Consider the following 23,339-nt stretch of genomic DNA (forward strand, 5'->3'; position numbering starts at 1 on the left):
GCAAGCATAAATTTTATGAGTTATTAGCAAATGTTTTAATTTAATTGAATTAATAAGTTACAAAGCTTAGTTCATTTCTCAAGAAAATTATTTGAGCGCCAATATTAAATTAATCTTTTATCGAATTAAAGAATGATTCAATAAATTCATATTCCTTATCTGGAAGCTCTATAAAATTAAAACAAGTTTCAAGCGTACTACAAACTTTGACCTGAACAGGTAATTTAAATTCATCTTTTAGTAACTCAAAACCCAAACATGTAACAACTTGATTTGGAGTATTAGTTAACATTACTAATTTTTGATTAGCCAAGAGTTTGTTCTTTTTAGAAATTAAAATGATATTCTTAGATATTTCTTCTATGCCAAAAATAAATTTTGCTTTTCTAAAATCATGAATTACATTAAAAATTGGGTTATAATTTTTATCATTCCCTACTTTCTTTTTAAATTCAATTAATTCGTCCAAATTAAAATTTCCAATATATGTTTCAATAATCAGCGAATAGTTATTTAAAACTATATATTCTATTTTATTTACCATAAAAAATCTAAATGTTTTTATTTTGAGTATCTAGATATTCGTAAATGCCAAATATTTATGTTAAATCTCATATGAGTTTTATCAGAAAAGTAAATTGTTATTAATTTTAAAAACTGCTGTTTCTTAAATTTCTAAAAGAAATCAGCAGTATTAACTCAACTTAATTAATCAATTTTAATAGGATAAATGATTATTTTAATTTTTAAAAAACAGCTCATAACACAAGGTACTATGAGCTGATTTTAAGTGCTTATTTTTTTCTAAATTGAACATCTTTTATAGTAATTGTAGGAGTTCCACCACTACCACATTTTATAACTAAGTAAACAGTACCACTTGAAGGAAATGTAATAAGACCCTCATTTCTGTCGCATCCAACAGTGCTAATTAAGCCATCAAAAGGAGCTAAACCACAACCAGCCCAAGTATTAATAGACCTAACAACTGCTCCCGTAGCATAATCCGCGCCTTGAACAGGAACTGTTGTAGAGGCGTACACTTCAAACCAAGTGTCTGCTAATCCTTGGGTAGAAGCTACATTCATATCTATCTTATATCTTTGACCCGCTTCTACTTGAACAGCTTGATAAATAGCTTGCTGCGACCAACCTCCACCAGTAGTAATACTTACACTTCCAGTATTAAATTTCCAAAAATCACCATTGCTTATTTTTAATACGGTCCATTTTGCGTGATCTTCAGCAGTTGCAAAAAGTCCTCCTTGAATTAAATTAGCGGCAGGATCAGAGGTAGTTACTACAACGTTTTTTTCTGCCACAAAAGATTCACCTCCAATACCAACCGCATAATGTTTTACTGCATACGTTCCAGCATCTGGAAAATAAATCTCTTCTTCCATTTTCCCAACAAAAGTTGGGTCGCCATTTCCAATATTCCATTTAGAGGTCATATAGTTTGTGGCCAAAGATTTTACCATATATTTATTTACTGCACCTTCCACAGGAGTCACACTAAAAGTTGCATCTAATTCTTCTCCTGCAATTCCATTTCCTATTTCAACATCATCTGGCTGACATGCAGTAAATACTCCAAATGATAATACAGCAAAAAACAATAAACTTGTTACTAATTTTATTTTTTTCATTTTTTTAGATTTAAATTATTAATAACCTGGATTTTGAACAATTACTGAGTTTTCTAATTCCTTAACAGGAATAGGTAAAACTTCATTTTTTCCAGCTACAAAACCTCTAGAAGCCAATACTGTTGTTGCTTTTCCTGTTCTAACCAAATCAAACCAACGATGTCCTTCACAAGCTAGTTCTTTTCTTCTTTCTAAAGCAATTGCATCTAAACTTACTGGAGTTGAAGGCAATCCAACTCTAGCTCTAACAGCATCTAATAATGCTTGGGCCCTTGCTCCACTTCCACCTAAAGCTTCAGCTTCCATTAAATAAGTGTCTGCCAACCTAATAATGTATGTGTCTTGATAAAAATTTAACGTTGGATCACCTCCTAGCGTTGTTGCATCAGATTTTAAAGGCACAAATTTGGCCATAAAATAACCTGTATTTGTTGATGCTTCATTTACAGAAGAATAACCAACAACTTGCCCATCTGCAATTAATGCCTTTACATCTATAATTGTAGCGTCAAAACGAGGATCATCTTTTAAAACATCGTGCAAATTTTGAGTAACTGTATTCACTCCCCAACCAGAAAAATAGTCTGGTGCAGTAGACCCTTCTGTTCTTGTATAATCTCTAATACCCACCATAATACTTAAAATATTACCTTCTGTACCAAAACCAAGTCCAGACCAATCTGCTCTACCAGCTTCCGTGTGCACATCTTCAAGAATACTTTCTGTATTAAATTTATTTTTATGAACCCAAAGATCTTTAAAGTTATCTAACAAACGATACCCAAACTGACTTGTTCCTCCTGGCGTACCATTTACTTCTGCTAACTGTTCTGCAGCTTCAGATAATTTATTGTCATATAAATATACTTTTCCAAGCATAGCTATTGCAGCGCCTTTAGTCCATCTACCTCCTTCTGTTGTAGTATTTATTGAAGTAGGTAAAAGAGCAATTGCTTCTAATAAATCTTTTTCAATTTGCGCATATACAACTTCTTTTGTTGATTGAGGATATGTTTGAGCTTCAATAGGAGAAATAGTTTTTGTCATTAATGGAATATTTCCAAACATTCTAACTAAATTAAAATGATAATAGGCCCGCATTGCTTTGCATTCCCCTTCAAATCTTAATTTTAAATTTTCATCCATTGGAACATTCGGCAACTTTTGAAGCAACGTATTTGCTCTAAAAATTCCTTGATAATGATTACTCCAAAAAGCTCTTGGCATATTTGTTGGAGTTAGCTGGTGGTATGAAAAAAGTGAAATAGCATCGCCTGGTACGGATGCCCCATAATTATCGTCTGACCCAGCATTCATAAAAGAAATCATATTGTCCCAACTTGATGAATTGAAACTCATAATATCATACGCTGCAATAAGCGCAGAATATGCTTCATCAGCATTTTGGTAATATGTTTCTTCTAAAGAAGTTCCCTTAGGTGTAATTTCTAAATAATCTTTACTACATGAAAGCAGTAAAACTGTGCTTACACAAGTAATAACTATATTTTTAATATTTTTTGTTTTCATAATTCTTAAGATTAAAATTGAATGTTAGCTCCAAACATAAAAGACTTAGCTTGAGGGTAATATCCTCTATCTATTCCAAAAGTACTTCCACCAATTTCTGGATCATATCCTGTATATTTTGTGAAGGTTAATAAATTTTCTGCAGTTACAAATAATCGTAGTTTTTGAGCCCCAATTTTACTTATTGTAGCTGAAGGTAAAGAATACCCTAGTTGAATAACTTTAAGTCGTAAATAATCACCATCTTCTAAATAAAAATCTGAAAATCTAGAGAAATTTAGGTTCGTATCTGCCGTGGTTAATCTTGGATACGTATTTGATGTGCCCTCACCAACCCATCGGTCTAAAGCTTTTGTTTGATAGTTTGGCGCAGAACCTAAATCAATTCTTCTTAAGCCTTGGAAAATCTTATTCCCCGCAACTCCTTGAAATGACATACTTACATCAAAACTTTTGTAATCCATATTTAAATTAAAACCAAAGGTGTATTTTGGAATTGGACTTCCTAAGTATTGTTTATCGGTATCTTCTATTTTACCATTATCATCAGTATCTACCCAACGGAAATCACCTGGTTTAGCATTTGGTTGAATTACAATACCTGCACTATTTACATAAGAATCTATTTCTGCTTGATTTTGGAAAATTCCTGCAGTTTTAATTCCATAAAAAGTATTTCTAGCCATTCCAATTTCTGTTCTGGTTAATGTTCCCATAGATTGGAAACCTACACCACCAGAAATAAATGTTTTCCCTTGACCTAAATATGTAACTTCATTTTCTAAATAAGAAACGTTACCACTAGCTCTAAAATTTAACTCACCAAATTGTTTATTAAACCCTAATTCAAGTTCAACACCACGGTTTTCCATATCTGCAACGTTTCCTAAAGGAAGACCAGATGCTCCAACAAAACCTGGTATTTCAACACTTTGTAAAATTCCTGTTGTTTTTTTCTTATAAAATTCTAACGTTAAATCTAATGCATGAAATAATTTGGCGTCAATACCAATATTTGTTTGGGTTGTTTCTTCCCATTTTAAATCTGGATTAGATGGAGCGTTAGGACTTGTTCCAATTTGAACATTTCCGTCTGTACCTAAAGGATAGTTACTTCCACCAGAAACCAATGCTAAATAACCGAAGTCACCAATAGCATCATTACCTGTTACACCATAACCTCCTCTTACTTTAAGTGTATTTACAATTGAGTTTTCTTTCCAAAAATCTTCTTTTGACGCAACCCATCCTCCCGAAAAAGAAGGGAAAACTCCATATTTATTGTTTGATCCAAATCTTGAAGAACCATCTCTTCTTATAACTCCAGTAAATAAATATTTTTCTTTATAATCATAGTTTACTCTTGTAAACAAAGATGTGAGTTTGTGCAAATCATTTGAATATGAACTACCAAATTTATCGCTTTCAGCCACATTATACCTAAATGAAGCCAATCTATAATCACTGGTTGGAAGACCTCTATAAGTTGTGCTAGAACCATATGAGTTATTGTCAACATAAACTCCTTGACCTACTAATACTGTGAAATTATGATCTTCAATTTGTTTGGTGTATGAAATTATGTTTTCATTATTCCATCCAAAATTTTTGTTCATAGTTCTATTAATACTGTTTTCATCATTTATATTATTACCATTCAAATAGTACATTGGTGTAAATCCTTCAAAACCCCAATAACTTAATTTAGCTCCTAAAGTTGATCTAATTTTTAAACCCTCCATCGGTGCTATTTCCAGGTATGCATTTCCAACAAAATCATCCGACCAATTGTAATTTCCTAACCTTGTACTTACATACGCCAATGGGTTTGTCATATTATTCTGAACAATTGATGAAATTCCATAAGGATTACCGTTTTCATCCGTCATAACTGCATTTCCTAAATAAGGTATTCCATTTGCTTTTACAGGATCCGTTTCTACTAATGGTGTAATTGGATCTAAATGTAAGGCTGAACTTAAAGGTCCTCCTTGTTCCGCATTGGTATTTCCAATATTCAACGTTTTTTGGTGAGAATACCCTAATGTTTGACCTGCAGTAAAAAGTTTAGATATTTTGTGCGTTGAATTTAAACGCATACTTTTTTTATTTAAACTAGAAATTTCCGGAGTTACAATACCATCTTGCATTTGAATACCAAATGACGCATAGAAATTAGAAACATCATTTCCTCCACTCAAACTTATTTCGTGTGAAGATCTTTGCGCATCATCTGCAAATATTGCATTTTGCCAATCAGTCCCTTTTCCAAAAGAACTTGGGTTTGCATAAATTATTTCTCCACCACCATTTACGGATTGCTCATTCATTATTACAGCATACTCAGTTGCGTTTAATAAACTTAATGTTCTTGCTGCTTTTGAAATACCTGTAAAGCCTGTGTAGCCTACATTAAGTTTTCCTTGTTTTCCCTTTTTAGTAGTTATTAATATAACGCCTCCAGCTGCTCTAGCACCATAAATTGCTAATGATGCAGCATCTTTAAGAACTTCCATTGATTCTATGTCTGATTGATTTACAAAACCAATACCTCCATTATCAACAATTACACCGTCAACAACCCAAAGAGGATCATTACCAGCTTCGGTAAAAGTGGTAATACCACGTACTCTAATAGTTGAAGAAGATCCTGGTTGCCCAGCATTAGCAGCAATAGTTACCCCAGAAACTCTACCTTGTAAAGCTTGTTCAACACGTCCATTAGGTATATTTTCAATATCTTTAGCTTTCACTGCAGAAATAGCACCTGTTACAACACTTTTCTTTTGAGTTCCATAACCAACAACCACAACTTCATCAAGCGCTGCACTACTCATTTGCATGGTAATATTTAGTGGTCCATTGGTAATTGCAATCTCTTGTGTTATAAATCCCATAAAAGAGACTACGATTGTTTTTGCATTTTCCGATACTTCTAATGAAAATTTTCCATCAAAATCGGTTGAAGTTCCGTTTTTTGTTCCTTTTTCAATTATGGAAGCACCTGGCAAAGCAAAATTGTCTTCAGAAGATATAATAGTACCCGACACAATTTTTTTATTTTGTGCTGAAACCATTAAAAAACTAAAGCATAAAAAAAGAAAGAAAATCAATCTTAATTTTTCTGTTTGTAATTTAAATTTCATAATAATTAATACGTTAAATTTTGGTTAATAATCGAATAGTGTAAATCTATATTTTAAAAAATCGGCTCCATATTTATTGCCTACGCTTTAATTACACCTTGCAAATGATTTGGTTACGTCAACCATACATCATTTTTGTTTATTACTTAGTTAATAGCGATTTAAATTGATTTTTTATGTTACATTTGAAATCATTATATATAATAAAGTATCTTATTTATGATTCGTAAATATTCTTTTGCTTTCTTAGTTTCACTATCTTTTATTGTTCAGGCTCAAATTGATACTGCTTTTTTAAAAAAAGTTAAATCATCCGTTACCGAAACCATTAGTTTTGATAAAAATGATTTCAAATCTGATTCACAATTTTGGACGATGATTGAAGACCATGATGGTCTATTAATTTTTGGGAATAATGCTGGAATATTAATTTATGATGGTGAATATTGGAAAAACGTCTTTTTACCTAACAAATCTTCTGTTAGAAGTTTATTGATGGATGAAAAGGGAGTTATTTGGGTAGGTGGCTATAATGAAATTGGAAATTTAATAAAGGATGAATTTGGAAATTACTATTATAAGTCCTTAATGGATTCACTTCATTTAGACACTGTTAATTTTGAAAACACTTGGAAAATACATTCTTTCAATGGTAAAATAGTTTACAGAACCTTTAAAGAATTAATTGTTATTACTGGTAAAGCTGTTACTCACATAAAAGCAAATCAAGCTTTTACGTATTCTGAAATAGTGAACGGTCAATTAATTGTTCAAGATGAAAATAATGGAATTTATTTATTAAATAAAAATGGAGACAAACTAACCAATGCCTTTTATACTAAAGACATTAAAAGCAACACTTTAATAGCCTCTTTACCTTTAAACAAGAAAGAAATTTTTTTTATTACCCGAGAAGGTTATGTGTATTTAGCTGATTTAAATTCCAAAACAATCCTTAAAAAAAATGAACTATTTGAAAAAGGGCATATTGATCCCATAAATTGTGGAATACAAAAAAATGATTCTACCTTACTTTTAGGAACGTTAAGTTCAAAAATAATTGAGTTAAAAAACAATGGAGAATTTACCACAACTAACATCACTTTTTCTAAAGTTAAAAACACTGCAATTCTTAATTTTTATAAACTAAAATCAAATAATATTTGGGTACTTCAAAACAATGGCATTTCATGTTTAGATTTCAATTCACAATACGCTAACATTTTTGATTACGCTTCAGTTTATGATATTTTAATTGATAATGAAACCATTTATTTAGCAACAAATGAGGGCGTTTATTACTTAAATAAATTTGACAATTTTAATTATAAAGTTAATAAAATTGAAGATTTACCGGGCCAAGTTTGGTCATTAAAAAAAGTAGGGGAAGAAATTATAATAGGTCATAATGATGGGCTTTTTGTTTTAAAAGATAATATTATAAAACGAATAGATAACAGAACCGGTTTTTGGAAAATAACACCAATTAAGGGAGAAAAAAATACTTTTCTAGCATCAAGCTACAATGGCTTATTTTTATTAAAAAAAGAACAATCAAATTGGGTGTTAAAACATCAAATTGATGGGTTTGACGAATCTACTAGAGATATTCTCGCCGCCGATGAACCAAATACTTATTGGGTGTGTCATGGCTACAAAGGCGTTTATAGATTAGTCATCAATTCAGAAAATACACGCGTAGAATCCGTTGAGCACTTTACTACAAATAATGGTTTTAAATCGCCTTTCAATATCAACGTAGTAAATTATAAAGGACAAATTGTTTTCACTACAAATAATGGTATTTATACATTTAATAGGAACACCAAAACTTTTATACCTGAACCAACGTTAAATTCAATTTTAGCCCCTTCAAAAAACACAAGGAAGTTACTATTTACAATGGAAAAAACTTGGTTTGTACAAGATGATGAAGCTGGATATTTTTTGAATAATAACGAAAAAAAAATCATAAAAACACCTTTTTTAAATTTAAAAGGGACATTTAATGAAGGAATGGAATGTATTTTACCTTATAATAACTTTATATTTTTTGGTACAAAAGACGGCATGTTTTTGTATGATATTAATAATTACAATAGCCAAAATACCTTTACATCTTTTAGCAGCATAACTTATACAAAGGGGATAAATAAAAATTCAGCTTCTTTACAATCTGATAATAACATAAAAATACCTAATAATTCTGATATTTTAAGATTTGAATTTAGTGCTCCCAAAATTGCACCTTATACTAATGTCCAGTATCGCTATTTTCTAGAAGGGTCAGATGAAAACTGGTCTTCATGGTCTTCAAACCCCTTTAAAGAATATACAAAATTAAGTCATGGTCAATATGTATTTAAAGTAAAAAGCAGAAGTAACACTGGAGTTGAGGGAAAAGAGGTGTCTTATGCTTTCACAATACTACCTACCTGGTATCAAACCAAACTTGCTTATTTTTTATACATATCACTGTTTTGTATTATTACTTTTTTACTTTATCAACTCATTTTAAAAAAAATTGAAGGTGAAAAAAGAAAAACTAAATTAGAAACTTTAAAAGACCAAAAGTTAATTAGGCTAGAATTAGAACAACTTAAATTATCAATTGAAAAAAAGAAAATTAAAGATGATAATAACCATTTAGAGATGGATTTAATTGATAAAAGTAAAGAATTGGCAAATTATACTTTATTGTTAAGCAAAAGAAAAGAAGCTTTTATAGAATTAAGTAATGATCTAAAGCAACTGAAAGATATTGTTAAGAATAATGAGTCAAAAAATAAGATTGTACAAATATTTAAAAAGTTAAATCAGAACAGTATAGGAGACAAATATTTAGAAATATTTGATGTTAATTTTGAAAGGGTTCACAACAATTTTTTTATGGATTTAAAACAAATCGATGCAACATTCTCTCAACGCGAATTAAGATTGTGTGCTCTAATTAAAATGAATTTAACAAATAAAGAGATTTCACATATTTTAAATATTTCCAATAGAGGTGTTGAAACTGCTCGATATAGAATTCGTAAAAAACTGAACTTGCCATCATCAGAAAGTCTCACCTTATTTTTAGAGAATTTAACTATTGAAACAAATGACTAATCAAAAAGACTAAAAGGTCACATACGTTTTTAGCTGAAACTATGTTTATACAGTTCTAGAAATTTCTCTTTTATAAATTAACAAAGCCTGATAATAAAATAATTATCAGGCTTTGTTTTAAGTACCCCGAGTGGGAATTTTTAACGCTATTATCATACTGTTAATGTGTATTTTAGAGATTTTCAGTACCATATTAGTACCATTAATATTTTAATATCAGAAAAATATAACCTTTCCAAAACAAGTTCTGAATGAAAATAAATTAAAAACAATAACCTTGATTCAAACCATAAACCAAGGCTATTATCAACTTAAAATAAATGAAATTGTTAATTTTTAAAAAAATAAAATTTTATTTAATTATTCAACCAAACTAACTTTAATCGCTGTTCCACCACCTGGAGCAAGAATCAGTGTTATTATTGACTCACTATCTATATTTTGCTTTGAAATATCAATAGGATAAGGATTGCTTTTATAGTTTGCTTCTTTTCCATCTGTATAAATTTCTGCAGTATATTTTTTAGTTGAATCCAAAAAAGAAAAAGATACTTTTATTTCTCGTTTTTCACTATTTGTAATTGCTCCCAAATACCAATTTTTTGCTTCCCAATCTTTACGTGCAATCACAACATATTCACCTATTTTCGCATCCAAAACTTTTGTTTCTGACCAAATAGATGGCACTTCTTTTACAAATTTAAAAGCTGGTTTTCCAACATAATTTTCTGGTAAATCTGATGCCATTTGCAAAGGGCTAAAAAGCACCGCATATAATGCCAATTGTTTTGCAAGTGTGGTTTGCACTTTAGCTCCTTGAACAGATTTATAATCAAATCCAAAGTTCCCAGGAGTAAAATCCATTGGGCCTGAAAGCATACGTGTAAAAGGTAATATGGTAGTGTGTTCTGGTGGATTTCCTCCATCGTTAGACCAAGCATTGTATTCTTGCCCTCTAGCACCTTCTTGTGTCATTAAATTCGGGTAGGTACGTTGTAAACCTGTCCCTTTTACAGGTTCATGATTATCAATCATAATATGATATTTTGCAGCGGTTTCAATTACTTTTCGGTAATGACGCACACCGAATTGACTATCATGCCATTCTTTTTTGTCTAAATATTTATTTACATAACCTGTTTTTACTGCATTTACGCCCATTTTATTATATAATTCAAAAGCTGCTTCCAATTGATTTTCATAATGACTTGCAGCGCCAGCAGTTTCATGATGGCCAATTAATCTTACGCCTTTTTTAGCTGCATAACTACTAATTTCCTCAATATCAAAATCTGGATATGGTTGTGTAAAACTGAATGAAGTACCATCAGCTGTCCAATCTCCGTCCCAACCAACATTCCAACCTTCAACTAAAACACCATTAAAGCCATTTTCAGCAGCAAAATCTATGTATTCTTTTGTGTTTTTGGTAGTTGCACCGTGCTTTTCTCCAGATCCCCAAGTGTATTTTTCTAAATGCATTCCCCACCAAATACCAATATATTTTGAAGGTTCTATCCACGATAAATCTTCAATTTTAGATGGTTCATTTAAATTTAACATTAAAGTTGAGGTTACTAACTCTCCTGGATTTTCCGCAATAATAATTGTTCTCCAAGGCGTTTCAAAAGGTGTTTTTGTGTACACTTTTACACCATCAGCCCAAGGAACTAATTCACTTTGAAATTTATTTTTTTCTGTATATCTCAAAGTCATAGAAGCAAAATCAGTTAAATTAGCTTCGTGAATTGCTAAATACATTCCATCTTTTGTTTCAAAAGTTGCAGGCGTATTTATAGTCTCTGTTTTGCTTATTGGAGATTTTCTGTATAAACTTTCATAATAACTATTATCAGAATGTACTGGAATCCACCAAACACTGTGTTCTTCAGGAAACGTAAATTCCGTTAATTCATTGGAAATTTTTACTTCGTTTAAATTTGGTTGTTCTGGAAAATAATATCTAAATCCTAATCCATCATTAAATACCTTAAAAATGATATCAACCAATCTTTTATCGCCTGACGTTTCTTGTAAATGAACCGTCAGTTTTGTGTGTTGATCTTTAATAGTTTTAAATTCTCCCCAAGGCTGTTCCCAAGTTGTATTTACTGAGTCAATTTCAGAATTTATGATTTTAAATCCATTTGTCATTTTCTGATTTTCAACAAATTCAAAGCCCATTTTTGAAGTTGTAATAATTGATTTTTTACTTGAAGTTAGTTCATATTGTGGTTCTCCAGATGCACTTAAACTAAAAGTAAGTTGATTTTTATTATTAGGAGATGAAATAGTTAAAATTTCATCAACATTTGTACATGAGTTTAAAATAATTACAAAAAATGTAAGTATGGATAAGGCTTGTATTTTAAAGTTCATTATATGATTTAATTTGGCGTTGCTAAATGCAGTTTTAATGTTGAATTTATTTTTCATAATTGAAAAAACTTAAATAATAACCTCAATTTCAAATTAATAAAACCAAGGCTATTACCACTCAAAATAGATGAATCTTCTAATTTTTTAATACTAAATATTGATAAGGCGCTAACGTAAGTTCAGTTTCAAGTTGAACAGTTGCATTTGTAAATGCGTTATTCCAAATGATAGATGTTAGTGCAGATGAACTTGTATATTTAATTGTTTTGTTTCTTAAATTTGAAATTACCAACACTTTTTCTTGATTAATTTCCATTGTAAAAGCACACACATCATTGCTGCTAAACCCAGTAAGTCTTCCTCTTCTAATTGCGTTGCTTTGGTTTCTGAAATTGATAATTTGTTTATATTCTTTTAACAATTCATAATCTGAAACATTCCAATTAATAGGTTCTTTGTTAAAGAAATTAATACGTGTATTATAACCAACTTCCTGTCCGTTGTAGATCATTGGAACAGATTTCATATAAGCCGCTACAACAAATGCAGCCATAGATCCTTCTTTTCCTCCAAATAACTGATAAGGAGTTCCATCAAAACTATTTATATCATGATTTGAAGTATATCTAATAACTCGTTTTGAATTATCCGATACATTTATATATTCATCATTATTTTTATCTTGAATAGAAGTTGCCGAACGGTTATTTCCTAAAACATCTTTTAACGTCCCAAAAAATCCAAATCCAAAAATATAATCAAAGCCCATAGAAAAATTAGTGTTATTTGAACCTTCCGCAAACAATAGCATAGGTTGATTTTTTATTTTTCTAATTGCTTCATTTGCTTTTTTCCAAAAATCTTGAGGTACAAAATCTGCATAATCACAACGAAAACCATCAATGTTTGCATTATAAACCCAATAAGACATAGCATCAATCATTGCTGCACGTAACTCGGGATTATTATAGTTTAACTGTGCAACATCTTGATAATTAGTGTTAGGCGGAATGATAATATTTCCACTTGCATCTTGTTGATACCAATCTTTATGTGCTGTAATCCAAGGGTTATCCCAAGCAGTATGGTTTGCAACCCAATCTAAAATTACTGTTAAATCTCTGTTATGAGCTTCTTCAACAAAATCTCTTAAATGCTCTAATGTACCAAATTCTGTACTCACTTTTTTATAATCTGCTACAGCGTAGGGCGAACCCAAACCACCGGCAGATTTTATCTGTCCGTTTGGAAAAACAGGCATTAAATAAATTACATTAGCACCTAGGTTTTTTATAGAATCTAATCTTTTTTGTGCTCCTTTTAAAGTTCCTTCAGAACTAAACGCTCTTAAATTTATTTGATAAATTACAGCATCTTGAGGGTCTGGAACATTAGAAAATGGCACCCCATATTGAGTATAATCAGTAACAATATCTGGTTCTTCTTGTAACTCTGGTATTTGATCATCAGTATTCTGACAAGAAAGTAAAAAGGTTGTAAAAAAGAATGTTAAAAATATACTTAAAAATTTCTTCATTTTATATATGTTTATTATTGAGATTGCTTATAAAAATTTTAAGCAATCTCAATTTTTAATTTAGTTATTATAGTTTTTGAACTATGTAAGTTGCGGTTTCTTTGTTGTTTGGAACTAATTTAAACGTTATTTCATAAGTTCCAGATTCAGCAATATTATGGGCTCCTGGGTCATCTAAATAAACAATGCCATCATCATTATTTCGTGCTCCGTAATTAACGGTCCATTCATTATTCAATCTAAATTTTACAGCTCCTGGTTTTAAATCGGCAGTAACTTTCCATTCATTTGTGTCATTATCAAAAGTCATAGGCGTACTAGTATCCCATCCACCTTCTGTTGCATCTCCAATAATTCCATAACTAATTTTAGTTACTGAATAATTTGCTGTTGCAGGATCTTCATTAATTTTAAAAGTAACTTCAAAAGTTGCCGCTTCTGAAATAGTATGAGCTCCTTGATCACCTAAGTAAGCAATTCCATCTGTACTATTTTGAGAACCATAATTAATATCCCAAGAATCATTTAATCTAAATTTTAAAGCCCCAGATTGAAGATTTAAATTAGAAATCCAAAGCTTATTTTGGTAATCATAAATCATATTAGTATCACTATCCCAACCACCTGGAGTTGCTGTACCAATAAGACCAAAAGAACTTAATTGATATGACCACGTAAGATTGTTTAAATTGGCAGTTATGAGGTACGTTCCTGGTTCCGGAACGGAAAGATCCATATCATTCTTTTCTTCAATTTTACCATCGCCATTTGCTCCATAAAATGTTGCCCAATTTCTTTCAGGATTAATTTTAAATCCTAAACCTTTATTGCTAGGAAATGTAATATAACCTTGATAAATTCCATTATCTATGGTTGTTAATGTAGCGGCATTATCTACATTCCAATCTTGATAAGCACCAGGCACAAATATTTCCCCAAAAATGATGTTTTTTTCATAAGGAGTAATTTTTAACACTGTTGCTTTAGAATAGGCTGCGCGGTCCATATAAGACTCCACACGAATCACTAACGTTCCTTCAACATCTGGTTGAAGTCCTAAGTTAAGTGCAATTTCATTCAACTCAACTCCTGAAAATGATTTGCTTAAAACATCAACCCCTGCGGCTTTACTAATAGCATTTTTCCAAGCATTATCTCCAACAGTATCTGCAGGAATATCAAATTGAACTTTATAACTTACAGGCGCTTCAATAGGATACACAACAGAAGACCAAGAAGCAGTAGCTAAAGATTCATTTTCATTTTCTTCAGTTACTATCACACTTGATGGGAAAATTTCTGCAGTTGCATCAAAATTAACAACCTCTAATACCGTAAGTATAGCATCCTCCTCACACGCTGTTCCTAAAATTAAAACAGCAAAAAGTAGTACGATTTTATTTATATATTTTTTCATATTGTTTAATTTTAATAACCAGGGTTTTGTACCAATCCAGGATTTGCATCTAAAGCTGATGTTGGAATTGGAAATAATTTTCTATAGTTTTCTGAATTACCTCTAAAATTATTTGGTAATAAGAATTTGTCAAATCGTATCATATCCTGTCTTCTGTGTCCTTCCCAATTTAACTCAAAACCTCTTTCATTGTAAATATCGTTTAAGGTTGGGTTTCCAGCTAAACGATCCAATCCAGCACGTTGCCTAACTTCATCTAAAAATGGTTTTGCATCTCCCGCTTTATTTAGTCTTACATTACATTCTGCCTTCATTAATAATACATCAGCATATCTATAAATAGGAAAGTCGTTAGAAGCTCCACCCCCATCCATTGGAGTTACAGGATAAAACTTCATATTACGAACACCTGCTTGAGGTGCTGCGCCTGGATTGTCCAGTGAAGACACTTCCAAGGTATAAGTTGTTCCACCAGGTTGTTCACCAATTAAAAATTGTTTTTTACGAATGTCATTATCATCATACTTTAAGAAAAAATCTGAAGGAACAATTGTTCCATTCCAACCGCTAAAACCAAATAATTCTTGTGCGTGAGGACCATTTAAACTACGTACTGTAAAAATATTACGAGATACTACATTTGCAGATGCAAACATGGCTAGAATGGTTTCATCTTCTGGTAATACATCTCCAAATAATTCATAGTATTTATAACCTAATGGATTGTTGGCATCAACTGCTCCTGAGTGCAGGCTAAAACCACCTTCACTAACTTTATTACAAGCTTCTAAAGCTTCTTGCCATTTTGCTGTACCAGTATAAACTTCAGCATTTAAATAAACTTTTGCTAATAAAGTATACCCAGCCCATTTATTGAATCTTCCATAGTAATTTCCTCCTTTTGATGCTGAAAGATTTTCAACATTTTCGGTTAATTCACTCAATACAAATTGATAAATTTCTGCTCTGTTTGCTTGTGGAATTTTATCTACAGTAATATTATTTTCTGTATAAAAAGGAACATTTCCATAATCATCCATTAGTAAGTAGTAGAAAAAGGCTCTTAAAACTTTAGCTTCTGCAATTTTTGAAACTTCAGCATTTGAACTTACCAATTGATCTACCGCTAAATTGGCATTGTAAATTGATTTGTACAACCAATTCCATGTATTTCCTATGATATAATCTGTTGGTAACCATTCGTGTTTATATAAACGTGCAAAATCTAATTGCCAATCCCCTGTATTTCTATGTGGAATTACTTGTTCATCTGCACACATAGCGTTCATATCGTACCATCCATTATCTGCTCCAGCATAACCTACACCTCCCCAGTTTCCACCAATTTGAGCATATACACTAGCTAGTGCTACATCTGCACCTTCTGCTGAGCCATAAAATTCATCTGCTGAATATTTATCATATACGTGCTCATCAATATTGGTACATCCTAAAAGTAATAAGAAACTTAAACTTCCTATTATTAATATATTTTTGATTTTCATTTTCTTTTACTATTTAAATTTAACATTTAACCCTAAAGAGAAACTTCTGGTTCGTGGATAAATTCCATTATCTCCACCAAAACCATTTCCGCCACTTAAATTAAGTTCTGGATCTATTCCAGAATAATCTGTAATTAATAATAGATTGTTTCCAGTAAATGAAAGACGAACAGATTCAATATATTTTACATTTTCCAAGTTAAAATTATAACCGACAGTTACGTTTTCTAATCGGATAAAAGAGCCATCTTCAAGCCATAAATCTGATCCGTATTTTGAGTTAAATAAGCCTAAAGGCACTGCACTTTCTAAAACATTTGATTTCCCTATATTTTCAAGATAACTTAATGTAGATCGTATACTATTGTATATTTTGTTTCCTCCTGAACCTCTCCATAACATAGAAACATCTAAATTTTTATGCTGAAAAGTTGGATTAAAAGCAAAGGTGTATGTAGGTAGCGCTGAGCCATTTATCAATCTATCAGGACTTTCATTTCCTTGGTCTATAATTCCATTATCATCAACGTCCAAAACTGTTTCAGAATTAACACCGTCTTTTCCTGTATGATGTAAAATATTAAAAGTACCTATTGGTTGCCCTTCAATTAAATAAGAATTTGGACCCCAAGAAACATAATCGGTATTTAAAGGAACTCCATTAATACTTCCACTTAAATTTAACACTTCATTTCTAATAAAGGATACGTTTCCAGCAAGCGTTAAAGTTGTATTATCCGATTTTATTAGATCATATCCTAATCCTATTTCAATTCCTTCATTTAAAATACTTCCTACATTTGCTTTAATTGTTCCATAAGGAAATGGTGGTTGAGGGACTGTATAATCAAACAATAAATCATCCGTTGTAGAAGTGTAAACATCTATAGATCCTTTTAATTTATTGTCTAAAAGGGCAAAATCAACTCCAACATTTGTTTGTTTTTTAGTTTCCCAACGTAAATCTTCATTGGCATTTTGAGTTACATTAAAGTTGGTAATTTGTGATCCTCCAAAATAAGTTACACCAGCTCCGCCCACTAAAGAAATTGAATTTTGCGGGTACAACCCTTGTTGGTTTCCTGTTTCACCATAACCACCACGTAATTTCAAATGATTAAATATTTTTTGGTTTTTCATGAAAGGCTCTTGGTCAATTTGCCAAGCAACTGAGGCCGATGGAAAACTACCCCATTTATTGTTTGCTCCAAATACTGAAGAACCATCACGTCTTAAACTAGCAGTTACTAAATATTTATTTAGAAACGAATAATTTACACGACCTAGAAATGACACTAAAGTTCTATCGTTTTTATAAGAAGATAAATCTCCAGGAACCACTTTAGACAAGTCTCCAAGTTGTAATGCATTGTATGTTGCAATATCATTTAAAAAACCTCTAGCTTGTGCATAATTCCCTTGATAGGTTTGATTTTGCCATTCGTATAACACTAATGCATTAATGCTGTGGTCTCCAAAAATTTCTTTATAGGTAAGGCTAACATTTGTTAGTTTTTCATTTTGCTTATTTGTGTTAATATTTGCATATCCATTTTGATCAATTGCATATGAACTTGTTGAAACTGCTGGCAAATAAAAACCATTGGTATTATTTGTTTTTCTCCAGCTTCCAAACCAACCTACTGTCAAACCTTTTGTTAATTCTAAATCTGCTTTTAAACTTCCAAACAAATTATCATATTGTCCTTCATTCGTGACTGTTTGTGAAACAGCATAAGGATTTAGATATTGAAAAACATTTGGATCTGTATAATAACTTCCATCTGAATTAAAAACTGGATCTGTTGGACGCATTACATACGCATTAGAAATTAAATTTGATGTAAATGCTGCCCTTCCAATACTTTGAACACTACTTTTTGTTTCTGTAATTCCACTATTAAGGTTGAATGTTAATTTTAATTTATCATCCAAAGCAGATTGCGTAGCTTGAATTCTACCAATATATTTTTTATTATTAGAATTTATTACAACACCGTCTTGCAAAATAGCACTTATAGAAGCTCTATAGCTAAACTTATCTGTTCCACCTCCAAAAGCTAATGTATGATTTTGTGTTAAACCGCTTCTAGTTAAAATATTATACCAATCGGTATTTGAACCGTGATTTGCAGAAGCTGGAACACCAACTAATTGCGCTTGTTCCCACCACTGATTAGCATTTAACATATCCAATTTTTTTGGAATAAAATCAATTGCTGAACTTGCAATGTATTCAACAGTTGATCTGCCTACTTTATTTTTTTTAGTACTCACAATAATTACACCTGGAGCACCTCTAGATCCATAAACAGCTGTTGCCGATGCATCTTTTAAAATATCAATCGAAATAATTTCACTTGGTGGAATTTGGTTTAATAAATCCATATTTCCTTGAATTCCATCCACAACAACTAAAGGATCGTTTCCTCCAATTAACGATGAAATTCCACGAATTCTAACGCTTGGTGATGATCCAGGCTCGCTACCTGTTTGTGTAATATTAACACCCGCTGCTTTTCCTGAAATTAACTGAAGAGGACTTGTTACAGCACCTTCATTCATGTTTTTTTCTGAAATAGAAACTACCGATCCAGTTACGTCTTTTCTGTTTGCAGATCCATAACCAATAAGTACAATTTCATCTAAAGTTGTAGTGTCTGGTAATAATTGAATTTTAAAGGAAGCTACACTTGCTTTTACTAATTGTGTTTTATAACCTATAAAACTTATTTCAATAATAGCATTTTGGTTGGCAACTTTTATACTAAAATTTCCATTAAAATCGGTTACTACACCATTTAAAGTTCCCTTTTCAATTATTGATGCTCCAGGCAAAGGCAACCCATTTTCATCAGTTACAATTCCATTGATAGTTTTTTCTTGATCTTTATTATTTATTGAAATAGTTAATTCATTGGAGCTACTATTTGCATATAAATTATTTTGAACATTTAATATTAGGACTAAAATAATTAGCAATAAATGTTTCATTTTAAAATGTGTTTTGAATAGTGAATATCTTAATCCATTATTCTTAAATTTTATATTCATGTTTTTTCAAATTAAGGATTGTTGTTAATTAGTTTTAGAATTCACTTTAATAATAATTTGTTTGGTTTTGCATACATATTTGATTTGAATTAATTAATTTGGTTAATTATTCTCTCAAAATTAGACACAAAGAGGAGCTGAGAAAAAAAGTGAATTAAAAATCTAGATAAAAAAGATATTATATTAAAATTAAAATGCTTTATATTAGCTTTTTACTAGAATTTAAGCAAAATAAAAATCTAGACTATTTTAAAAAAAATCCATATGGATTTTATGTGTAAATTGAGTAATTTTCTATTTTTTATAATAATTTAAGTTTAAAAAACTTATATTATTATAAAAATACACTATGCTATATTTTAACATAATTCCTTATAATAAAAGTGTAATTTTGATTTTTATACATTCAAAATTGAAACATTTATAAATAATAGCTACCTTTAAAATCTTGTTATAATTATAAAATATAAATGCGATATATCTTTCTGTTAATTTTTGTGAATTTAAGTATTAATGTTGCTGCTTCCGATTCTATAACATTGCTTCAAAGACTTGAAAAAACGATTACAAATAAAAATTTTTATCTGAAAAAAAAGTATGAAAAAATTGCCATTCTAAAATTAAATTTAGAAAAAAATATTTATGGCGGCAACAATCATGAGTTATATGAATCTTATATGCTCTTATTTAATGAATACAAATCTTTTCAATACGACACCGCTTATTATTATATAGATTTAGCGAAGGAAAAAGCAATTTTTTTAAAAGATTCGGTAAAACTTTCTAGAGCAAAAATTAATGAGGGTTTTGTACTTCTTTCATCTGGACTATTTAAAGAAGCTATTGATACACTTTCGAGCATTCCAGTTAATTCATTACCAAAAAATATTAAATTTCAATATTATGCCGTAACAGCAAGAGCTTTTTATGATTTAGCAGATTACACCAGAGATTTTAGATATACCATAAATTATGTTCATAAAGGGAATGAAAATTTGGATTTAGCACTTGAAAACGTTGAGCCAAATACTAATGATTATTATAATACTGAAGGGTTGAAAAAATTGAGAATTCAAGATTGGAATGCAGCTGAGCAAGCCTATACTTATTGGTTAAACAATCTTGATTTACAACCCGATTATTACGGAATTGCGACTTCAAGTCTTGCTTATATTTATTCAGTACAAGGTTTTAATGAAAAAAATATTGAATATTTAACGCTTTCTGCAATCTCTGACTTAGAAAATGCAACAAAAGAAACAGTTGCTTTAAGAAATTTGGCAAGTGAATTGTACAAATTAGGCGATTTAGATAAAGCTAATAAGTACATTTCCTTGGCGATGGAAGATGCTACTTTTTATAATGCACGTCATCGAAAAATTGAAATTTCTACCATTTTACCTATTATTGAAAAAGCGCAACTTCATAAAATTGAAGGACAAAAAAACATGTTGAAAAAAATTGTTTTCTTACTGATTATATTAGCATTAGTTGTATTTATTTTTTCAATAATCATTGTAAAGCAACTAAAAAGTAGAAACATTTCTAGAAAAAATTTGGTTGAAACAAACGCTAAGTTACAAGAGCTAAACACAAATCTTAAAGAAGCCGATATTATAAAACAAGAGTATATTACTTATTTTTTAAAAGTTACTTCAGACTTTATTCATAAAATTGATACTCTTCAAAAAAGCACACTTCAAAAAATTATTGCTAAAAGACCAGATGAAGTGATTCCTATTTTAAAAAGATATAGTGTAAAAAAGGCAAGGGAGCATCTTTTTCATCAATTTGATGAAGTTTTTTTGAAGCTTTTTCCTTCATTTAAAGAAGAATATTACGCTCTTTTTCCGGAAAACGAAAGAGCAGATATTTTTAAAACTGAACTTTTAAATACTGAACTTAGAATTTTTGCTCTTTATAGGTTAGGTATTCAAGACAGTAGTCAAGTTGCTGATTTTTTAGAACTTTCTATCTCAACAATTTATACTTATAAAACAAAAATTAAAAGTAAGTCTAATTGTAAAGATACTTTTGAAGAAAAAATAATGGCTATTAAAACACTTTAAAAATATTCTTTGTTACTAAAATTACAATTCACACAACCAATATAAAGTGGTAGAAAAAAACCTGATAGAACTTCATCTACCAGGTTTAACATGTACCCCGAGTGGGAATCGAACCCACACTCCCGAAAGAACTGGATTTTGAATCCAGCGCGTCTACCAATTCCGCCATCGGGGCATTTTTAATTGGATTGCAAATTTATAAATTTTTTTCATCTAAAGCATAAATTTTTCATTAAGTTACTTAAATGCTATGTAAATAATTTTAAATTTGCACTACAAACAACAACACAACAACAAAATGGAAAACTGTCAATTAGAACCTAAAATTTTTGCCTGTAGGCAAAGTAAAGAATTAGCGTTGGAAATAGCTAAACACTATGGCTTAACGTTAGGAAATGTAGTTATCTCTAATTTTAGTGATGGCGAATTTCAACCAGCCCTAGTTGACTCGGTAAGAGGAAGACGTATTTTTATTGTTGGATCAACTTTCCCAAATTCAGACAATTTAATGGAAATGCTGTTAATATTAGACGCAGCTAAAAGAGCTTCAGCTAGACATATTACCGCAGTAATTCCTTATTTTGGCTGGGCCCGCCAAGATAGAAAAGATCAGCCACGTGTTGCAATCGGCGCAAAATTAGTTGCCAATTTATTACAAGCGGCAGGCGCTACTAGAATTATGACTATGGATTTACATGCAGATCAAATTCAAGGCTTTTTTGAAAAACCAGTGGATCATTTATACGCATCTACCATCTTTTTACCCTATGTAAGAAGTTTAAATTTAGAAAATATCACAATTGCTTCTCCTGATATGGGTGGTTCTAAAAGAGCATATGCCTATTCAAAATATTTAGAAAGTGAAGTAGTAATTTGCTATAAACAACGCCTAAAAGCCAATGTAATTGACACCATGGAATTAATTGGTGATGTTGCAGGTAGAAACGTAATATTAGTAGATGATATGATTGACACAGGAGGAACACTTACCAAAGCAGCCGATTTAATGATGGAAAAAGGAGCTTTAAGCGTAAGAGCAGTTTGTACGCACCCTATACTTTCTGGGCAAGCCTATGACAGAATTGAAAAATCTCAATTATTAGAATTAATAGTTTCTGATACAATTCCTTTAAAAAGAGCGTGTTCTAAAATAAAAGTTGTATCTTGCGCCCCTTTATTCGCTGATGTTATGCATAAAGTACAAGACAACAGATCCATCAGTGGACAATTTTTAATGTAAATAATAATTAAATATAAATAAATGCAATCAATTACAATCAAAGGATCTCAAAGAGAAAGCGTGGGTAAAGTAGCTACTAAAGCCTTACGTAATGCTGGAAAGGTACCTTGCGTATTATACGGAGGGGACAAGCCATTACACTTTTCAGCCGATGAAGTTTCATTCAAACCATTAGTGTATACAGCGAACGTTTATACAGCAACGATTGAGTTAGAAGGAAAAACTTACAATGCAATTTTACAAGACATTCAGTTTCACCCAGTAAGTGACAAAATCTTACATGTGGACTTTTATCAATTATTTGATGATAAGTTAGTAACAATGAATATTCCTGTAAGATTAGTGGGTGTTTCACCAGGAGTTTTAAATGGTGGATCGCTTCGTTTTGCAATGCGTAAATTAAGCGTAAGAGCTTTACCTGCTGATTTACCTGATTTTATTAATGCTGACATTTCTAAATTAAGAATTGGACATAAATTATATGTTACAGCTTTAAAAAATGATAAATTCTCAATTTTACACCCAGAAAATACAGTAGTTGTTCAGGTTAGAACTGCACGTAGTGCTGTATTAACTGATGATGAAGATGAAGAAGGTGAAGAAGGAGCTGCTGAAGATGGAGCTGCTGAAGAAACTTCTGCTGAATAAGTCTAAATCTAATAAACATTATAAAAGCGTTGCAATTGCAGCGCTTTTTCTTTT

General features: G+C 30.8%; 13 protein-coding genes and 1 tRNA gene. 4 read left to right on the plus strand and 10 right to left on the minus strand.

Annotated elements, in window-relative coordinates; translation table 11 throughout:
* Window positions 1–109 precede the first annotated feature (109 nt).
* The 4 genes from JEY78_RS05265 to JEY78_RS05280 all read right to left on the minus strand — a co-directional run bounded on the left by JEY78_RS05265 (window position 110) and on the right by JEY78_RS05280 (window position 6,325).
* Window positions 110–544 (minus strand): hypothetical protein, encoded by a 435-nt coding sequence (locus JEY78_RS05265; protein WP_291847603.1) that lies wholly within the window; start codon window positions 542–544, stop codon window positions 110–112.
* Between the two features lie 250 nt (window positions 545–794).
* Complete coding sequence (locus JEY78_RS05270) at window positions 795–1,649, minus strand: hypothetical protein (RefSeq protein ID WP_291847606.1); 855 nt, start codon at window positions 1,647–1,649, stop codon at window positions 795–797.
* Window positions 1,650–1,667: 18 nt separating this feature from the next.
* Window positions 1,668–3,179 (minus strand): RagB/SusD family nutrient uptake outer membrane protein, encoded by a 1,512-nt coding sequence (locus JEY78_RS05275; protein ID WP_291847609.1) that lies wholly within the window; start codon window positions 3,177–3,179, stop codon window positions 1,668–1,670.
* An 11-nt stretch (window positions 3,180–3,190) separates the two neighbouring features.
* Window positions 3,191–6,325 (minus strand): TonB-dependent receptor, encoded by a 3,135-nt coding sequence (locus JEY78_RS05280; protein ID WP_291847611.1) that lies wholly within the window; start codon window positions 6,323–6,325, stop codon window positions 3,191–3,193.
* 219 nt (window positions 6,326–6,544) lie between these two features.
* Here JEY78_RS05280 and JEY78_RS05285 point away from each other — a divergent pair, with 219 nt between their 5' ends.
* Window positions 6,545–9,436, plus strand: coding sequence for a triple tyrosine motif-containing protein (locus JEY78_RS05285; RefSeq protein WP_291847614.1), 2,892 nt, complete (start codon window positions 6,545–6,547; stop codon window positions 9,434–9,436).
* Window positions 9,437–9,796: 360 nt separating this feature from the next.
* Here the strand turns inward: JEY78_RS05285 and JEY78_RS05290 are convergent, their stop codons facing one another.
* The 5 genes from JEY78_RS05290 to JEY78_RS05310 all read right to left on the minus strand — a co-directional run bounded on the left by JEY78_RS05290 (window position 9,797) and on the right by JEY78_RS05310 (window position 19,268).
* Window positions 9,797–11,872, minus strand: a complete 2,076-nt coding sequence (locus JEY78_RS05290; protein WP_291847617.1) for a glycoside hydrolase family 97 protein — start codon at window positions 11,870–11,872, stop codon at window positions 9,797–9,799.
* Window positions 11,873–11,951: 79 nt separating this feature from the next.
* On the minus strand, window positions 11,952–13,352 hold the full coding sequence (locus JEY78_RS05295) for an alpha-amylase family glycosyl hydrolase (protein ID WP_291847620.1): 1,401 nt from the start codon (window positions 13,350–13,352) through the stop codon (window positions 11,952–11,954).
* Between the two features lie 67 nt (window positions 13,353–13,419).
* The gene (locus JEY78_RS05300; protein ID WP_291847624.1) at window positions 13,420–14,769 is read right to left on the minus strand and encodes a SusF/SusE family outer membrane protein; all 1,350 of its coding nucleotides are present in this window, start codon (window positions 14,767–14,769) and stop codon (window positions 13,420–13,422) included.
* Window positions 14,770–14,780: 11 nt separating this feature from the next.
* On the minus strand, window positions 14,781–16,274 hold the full coding sequence (locus JEY78_RS05305; RefSeq protein ID WP_291847628.1) for a RagB/SusD family nutrient uptake outer membrane protein: 1,494 nt from the start codon (window positions 16,272–16,274) through the stop codon (window positions 14,781–14,783).
* A gap of 9 nt (window positions 16,275–16,283) precedes the next feature.
* Window positions 16,284–19,268: a SusC/RagA family TonB-linked outer membrane protein gene (locus tag JEY78_RS05310; RefSeq protein WP_291847631.1), complete on the minus strand. Its 2,985-nt coding sequence runs from the start codon at window positions 19,266–19,268 to the stop codon at window positions 16,284–16,286.
* Between the two features lie 530 nt (window positions 19,269–19,798).
* On the opposite strand from JEY78_RS05310, the gene JEY78_RS05315 reads away from it, so the two are divergent.
* The gene (locus JEY78_RS05315; RefSeq protein ID WP_291847635.1) at window positions 19,799–21,397 is read left to right on the plus strand and encodes a DUF6377 domain-containing protein; all 1,599 of its coding nucleotides are present in this window, start codon (window positions 19,799–19,801) and stop codon (window positions 21,395–21,397) included.
* Window positions 21,398–21,490: 93 nt separating this feature from the next.
* On the opposite strand, the gene JEY78_RS05320 is transcribed toward JEY78_RS05315, so the two are convergent.
* Window positions 21,491–21,572, minus strand: a tRNA-Leu gene (locus tag JEY78_RS05320).
* A gap of 123 nt (window positions 21,573–21,695) precedes the next feature.
* Here JEY78_RS05320 and JEY78_RS05325 point away from each other — a divergent pair.
* Together JEY78_RS05325 and JEY78_RS05330 are read left to right on the plus strand one after the other, a co-directional pair.
* Window positions 21,696–22,637 carry a ribose-phosphate pyrophosphokinase gene (locus JEY78_RS05325; RefSeq protein ID WP_291847637.1) on the plus strand — a complete coding sequence of 314 codons (942 nt, stop codon included), beginning with the start codon at window positions 21,696–21,698 and terminating at the stop codon, window positions 22,635–22,637.
* 21 nt (window positions 22,638–22,658) lie between these two features.
* Window positions 22,659–23,285, plus strand: a complete 627-nt coding sequence (locus JEY78_RS05330; RefSeq protein ID WP_291847641.1) for a 50S ribosomal protein L25/general stress protein Ctc — start codon at window positions 22,659–22,661, stop codon at window positions 23,283–23,285.
* Window positions 23,286–23,339 lie beyond the last annotated feature (54 nt).

Source organism: Lutibacter sp. (assembly GCF_016342705.1).
Lineage (GTDB): Bacteria > Bacteroidota > Bacteroidia > Flavobacteriales > Flavobacteriaceae > Lutibacter.

Excerpts from the sequence above, each read along its gene's own strand:
- JEY78_RS05265 (WP_291847603.1), bottom strand. The coding sequence starts at position 544 with ATGGTAAATAAAATAGAATATATAGTTTTAAATAACTATTCGCTGATT.
- JEY78_RS05270 (WP_291847606.1), bottom strand. The coding sequence starts at position 1,649 with ATGAAAAAAATAAAATTAGTAACAAGTTTATTGTTTTTTGCTGTATTA.
- JEY78_RS05275 (WP_291847609.1), bottom strand. The coding sequence starts at position 3,179 with ATGAAAACAAAAAATATTAAAAATATAGTTATTACTTGTGTAAGCACA.
- JEY78_RS05280 (WP_291847611.1), bottom strand. The coding sequence starts at position 6,325 with ATGAAATTTAAATTACAAACAGAAAAATTAAGATTGATTTTCTTTCTT.
- JEY78_RS05285 (WP_291847614.1), top strand. The coding sequence starts at position 6,545 with ATGATTCGTAAATATTCTTTTGCTTTCTTAGTTTCACTATCTTTTATT.
- JEY78_RS05290 (WP_291847617.1), bottom strand. The coding sequence starts at position 11,872 with ATGAAAAATAAATTCAACATTAAAACTGCATTTAGCAACGCCAAATTA.
- JEY78_RS05295 (WP_291847620.1), bottom strand. The coding sequence starts at position 13,352 with ATGAAGAAATTTTTAAGTATATTTTTAACATTCTTTTTTACAACCTTT.
- JEY78_RS05300 (WP_291847624.1), bottom strand. The coding sequence starts at position 14,769 with ATGAAAAAATATATAAATAAAATCGTACTACTTTTTGCTGTTTTAATT.
- JEY78_RS05305 (WP_291847628.1), bottom strand. The coding sequence starts at position 16,274 with ATGAAAATCAAAAATATATTAATAATAGGAAGTTTAAGTTTCTTATTA.
- JEY78_RS05310 (WP_291847631.1), bottom strand. The coding sequence starts at position 19,268 with ATGAAACATTTATTGCTAATTATTTTAGTCCTAATATTAAATGTTCAA.
- JEY78_RS05315 (WP_291847635.1), top strand. The coding sequence starts at position 19,799 with ATGCGATATATCTTTCTGTTAATTTTTGTGAATTTAAGTATTAATGTT.
- JEY78_RS05325 (WP_291847637.1), top strand. The coding sequence starts at position 21,696 with ATGGAAAACTGTCAATTAGAACCTAAAATTTTTGCCTGTAGGCAAAGT.
- JEY78_RS05330 (WP_291847641.1), top strand. The coding sequence starts at position 22,659 with ATGCAATCAATTACAATCAAAGGATCTCAAAGAGAAAGCGTGGGTAAA.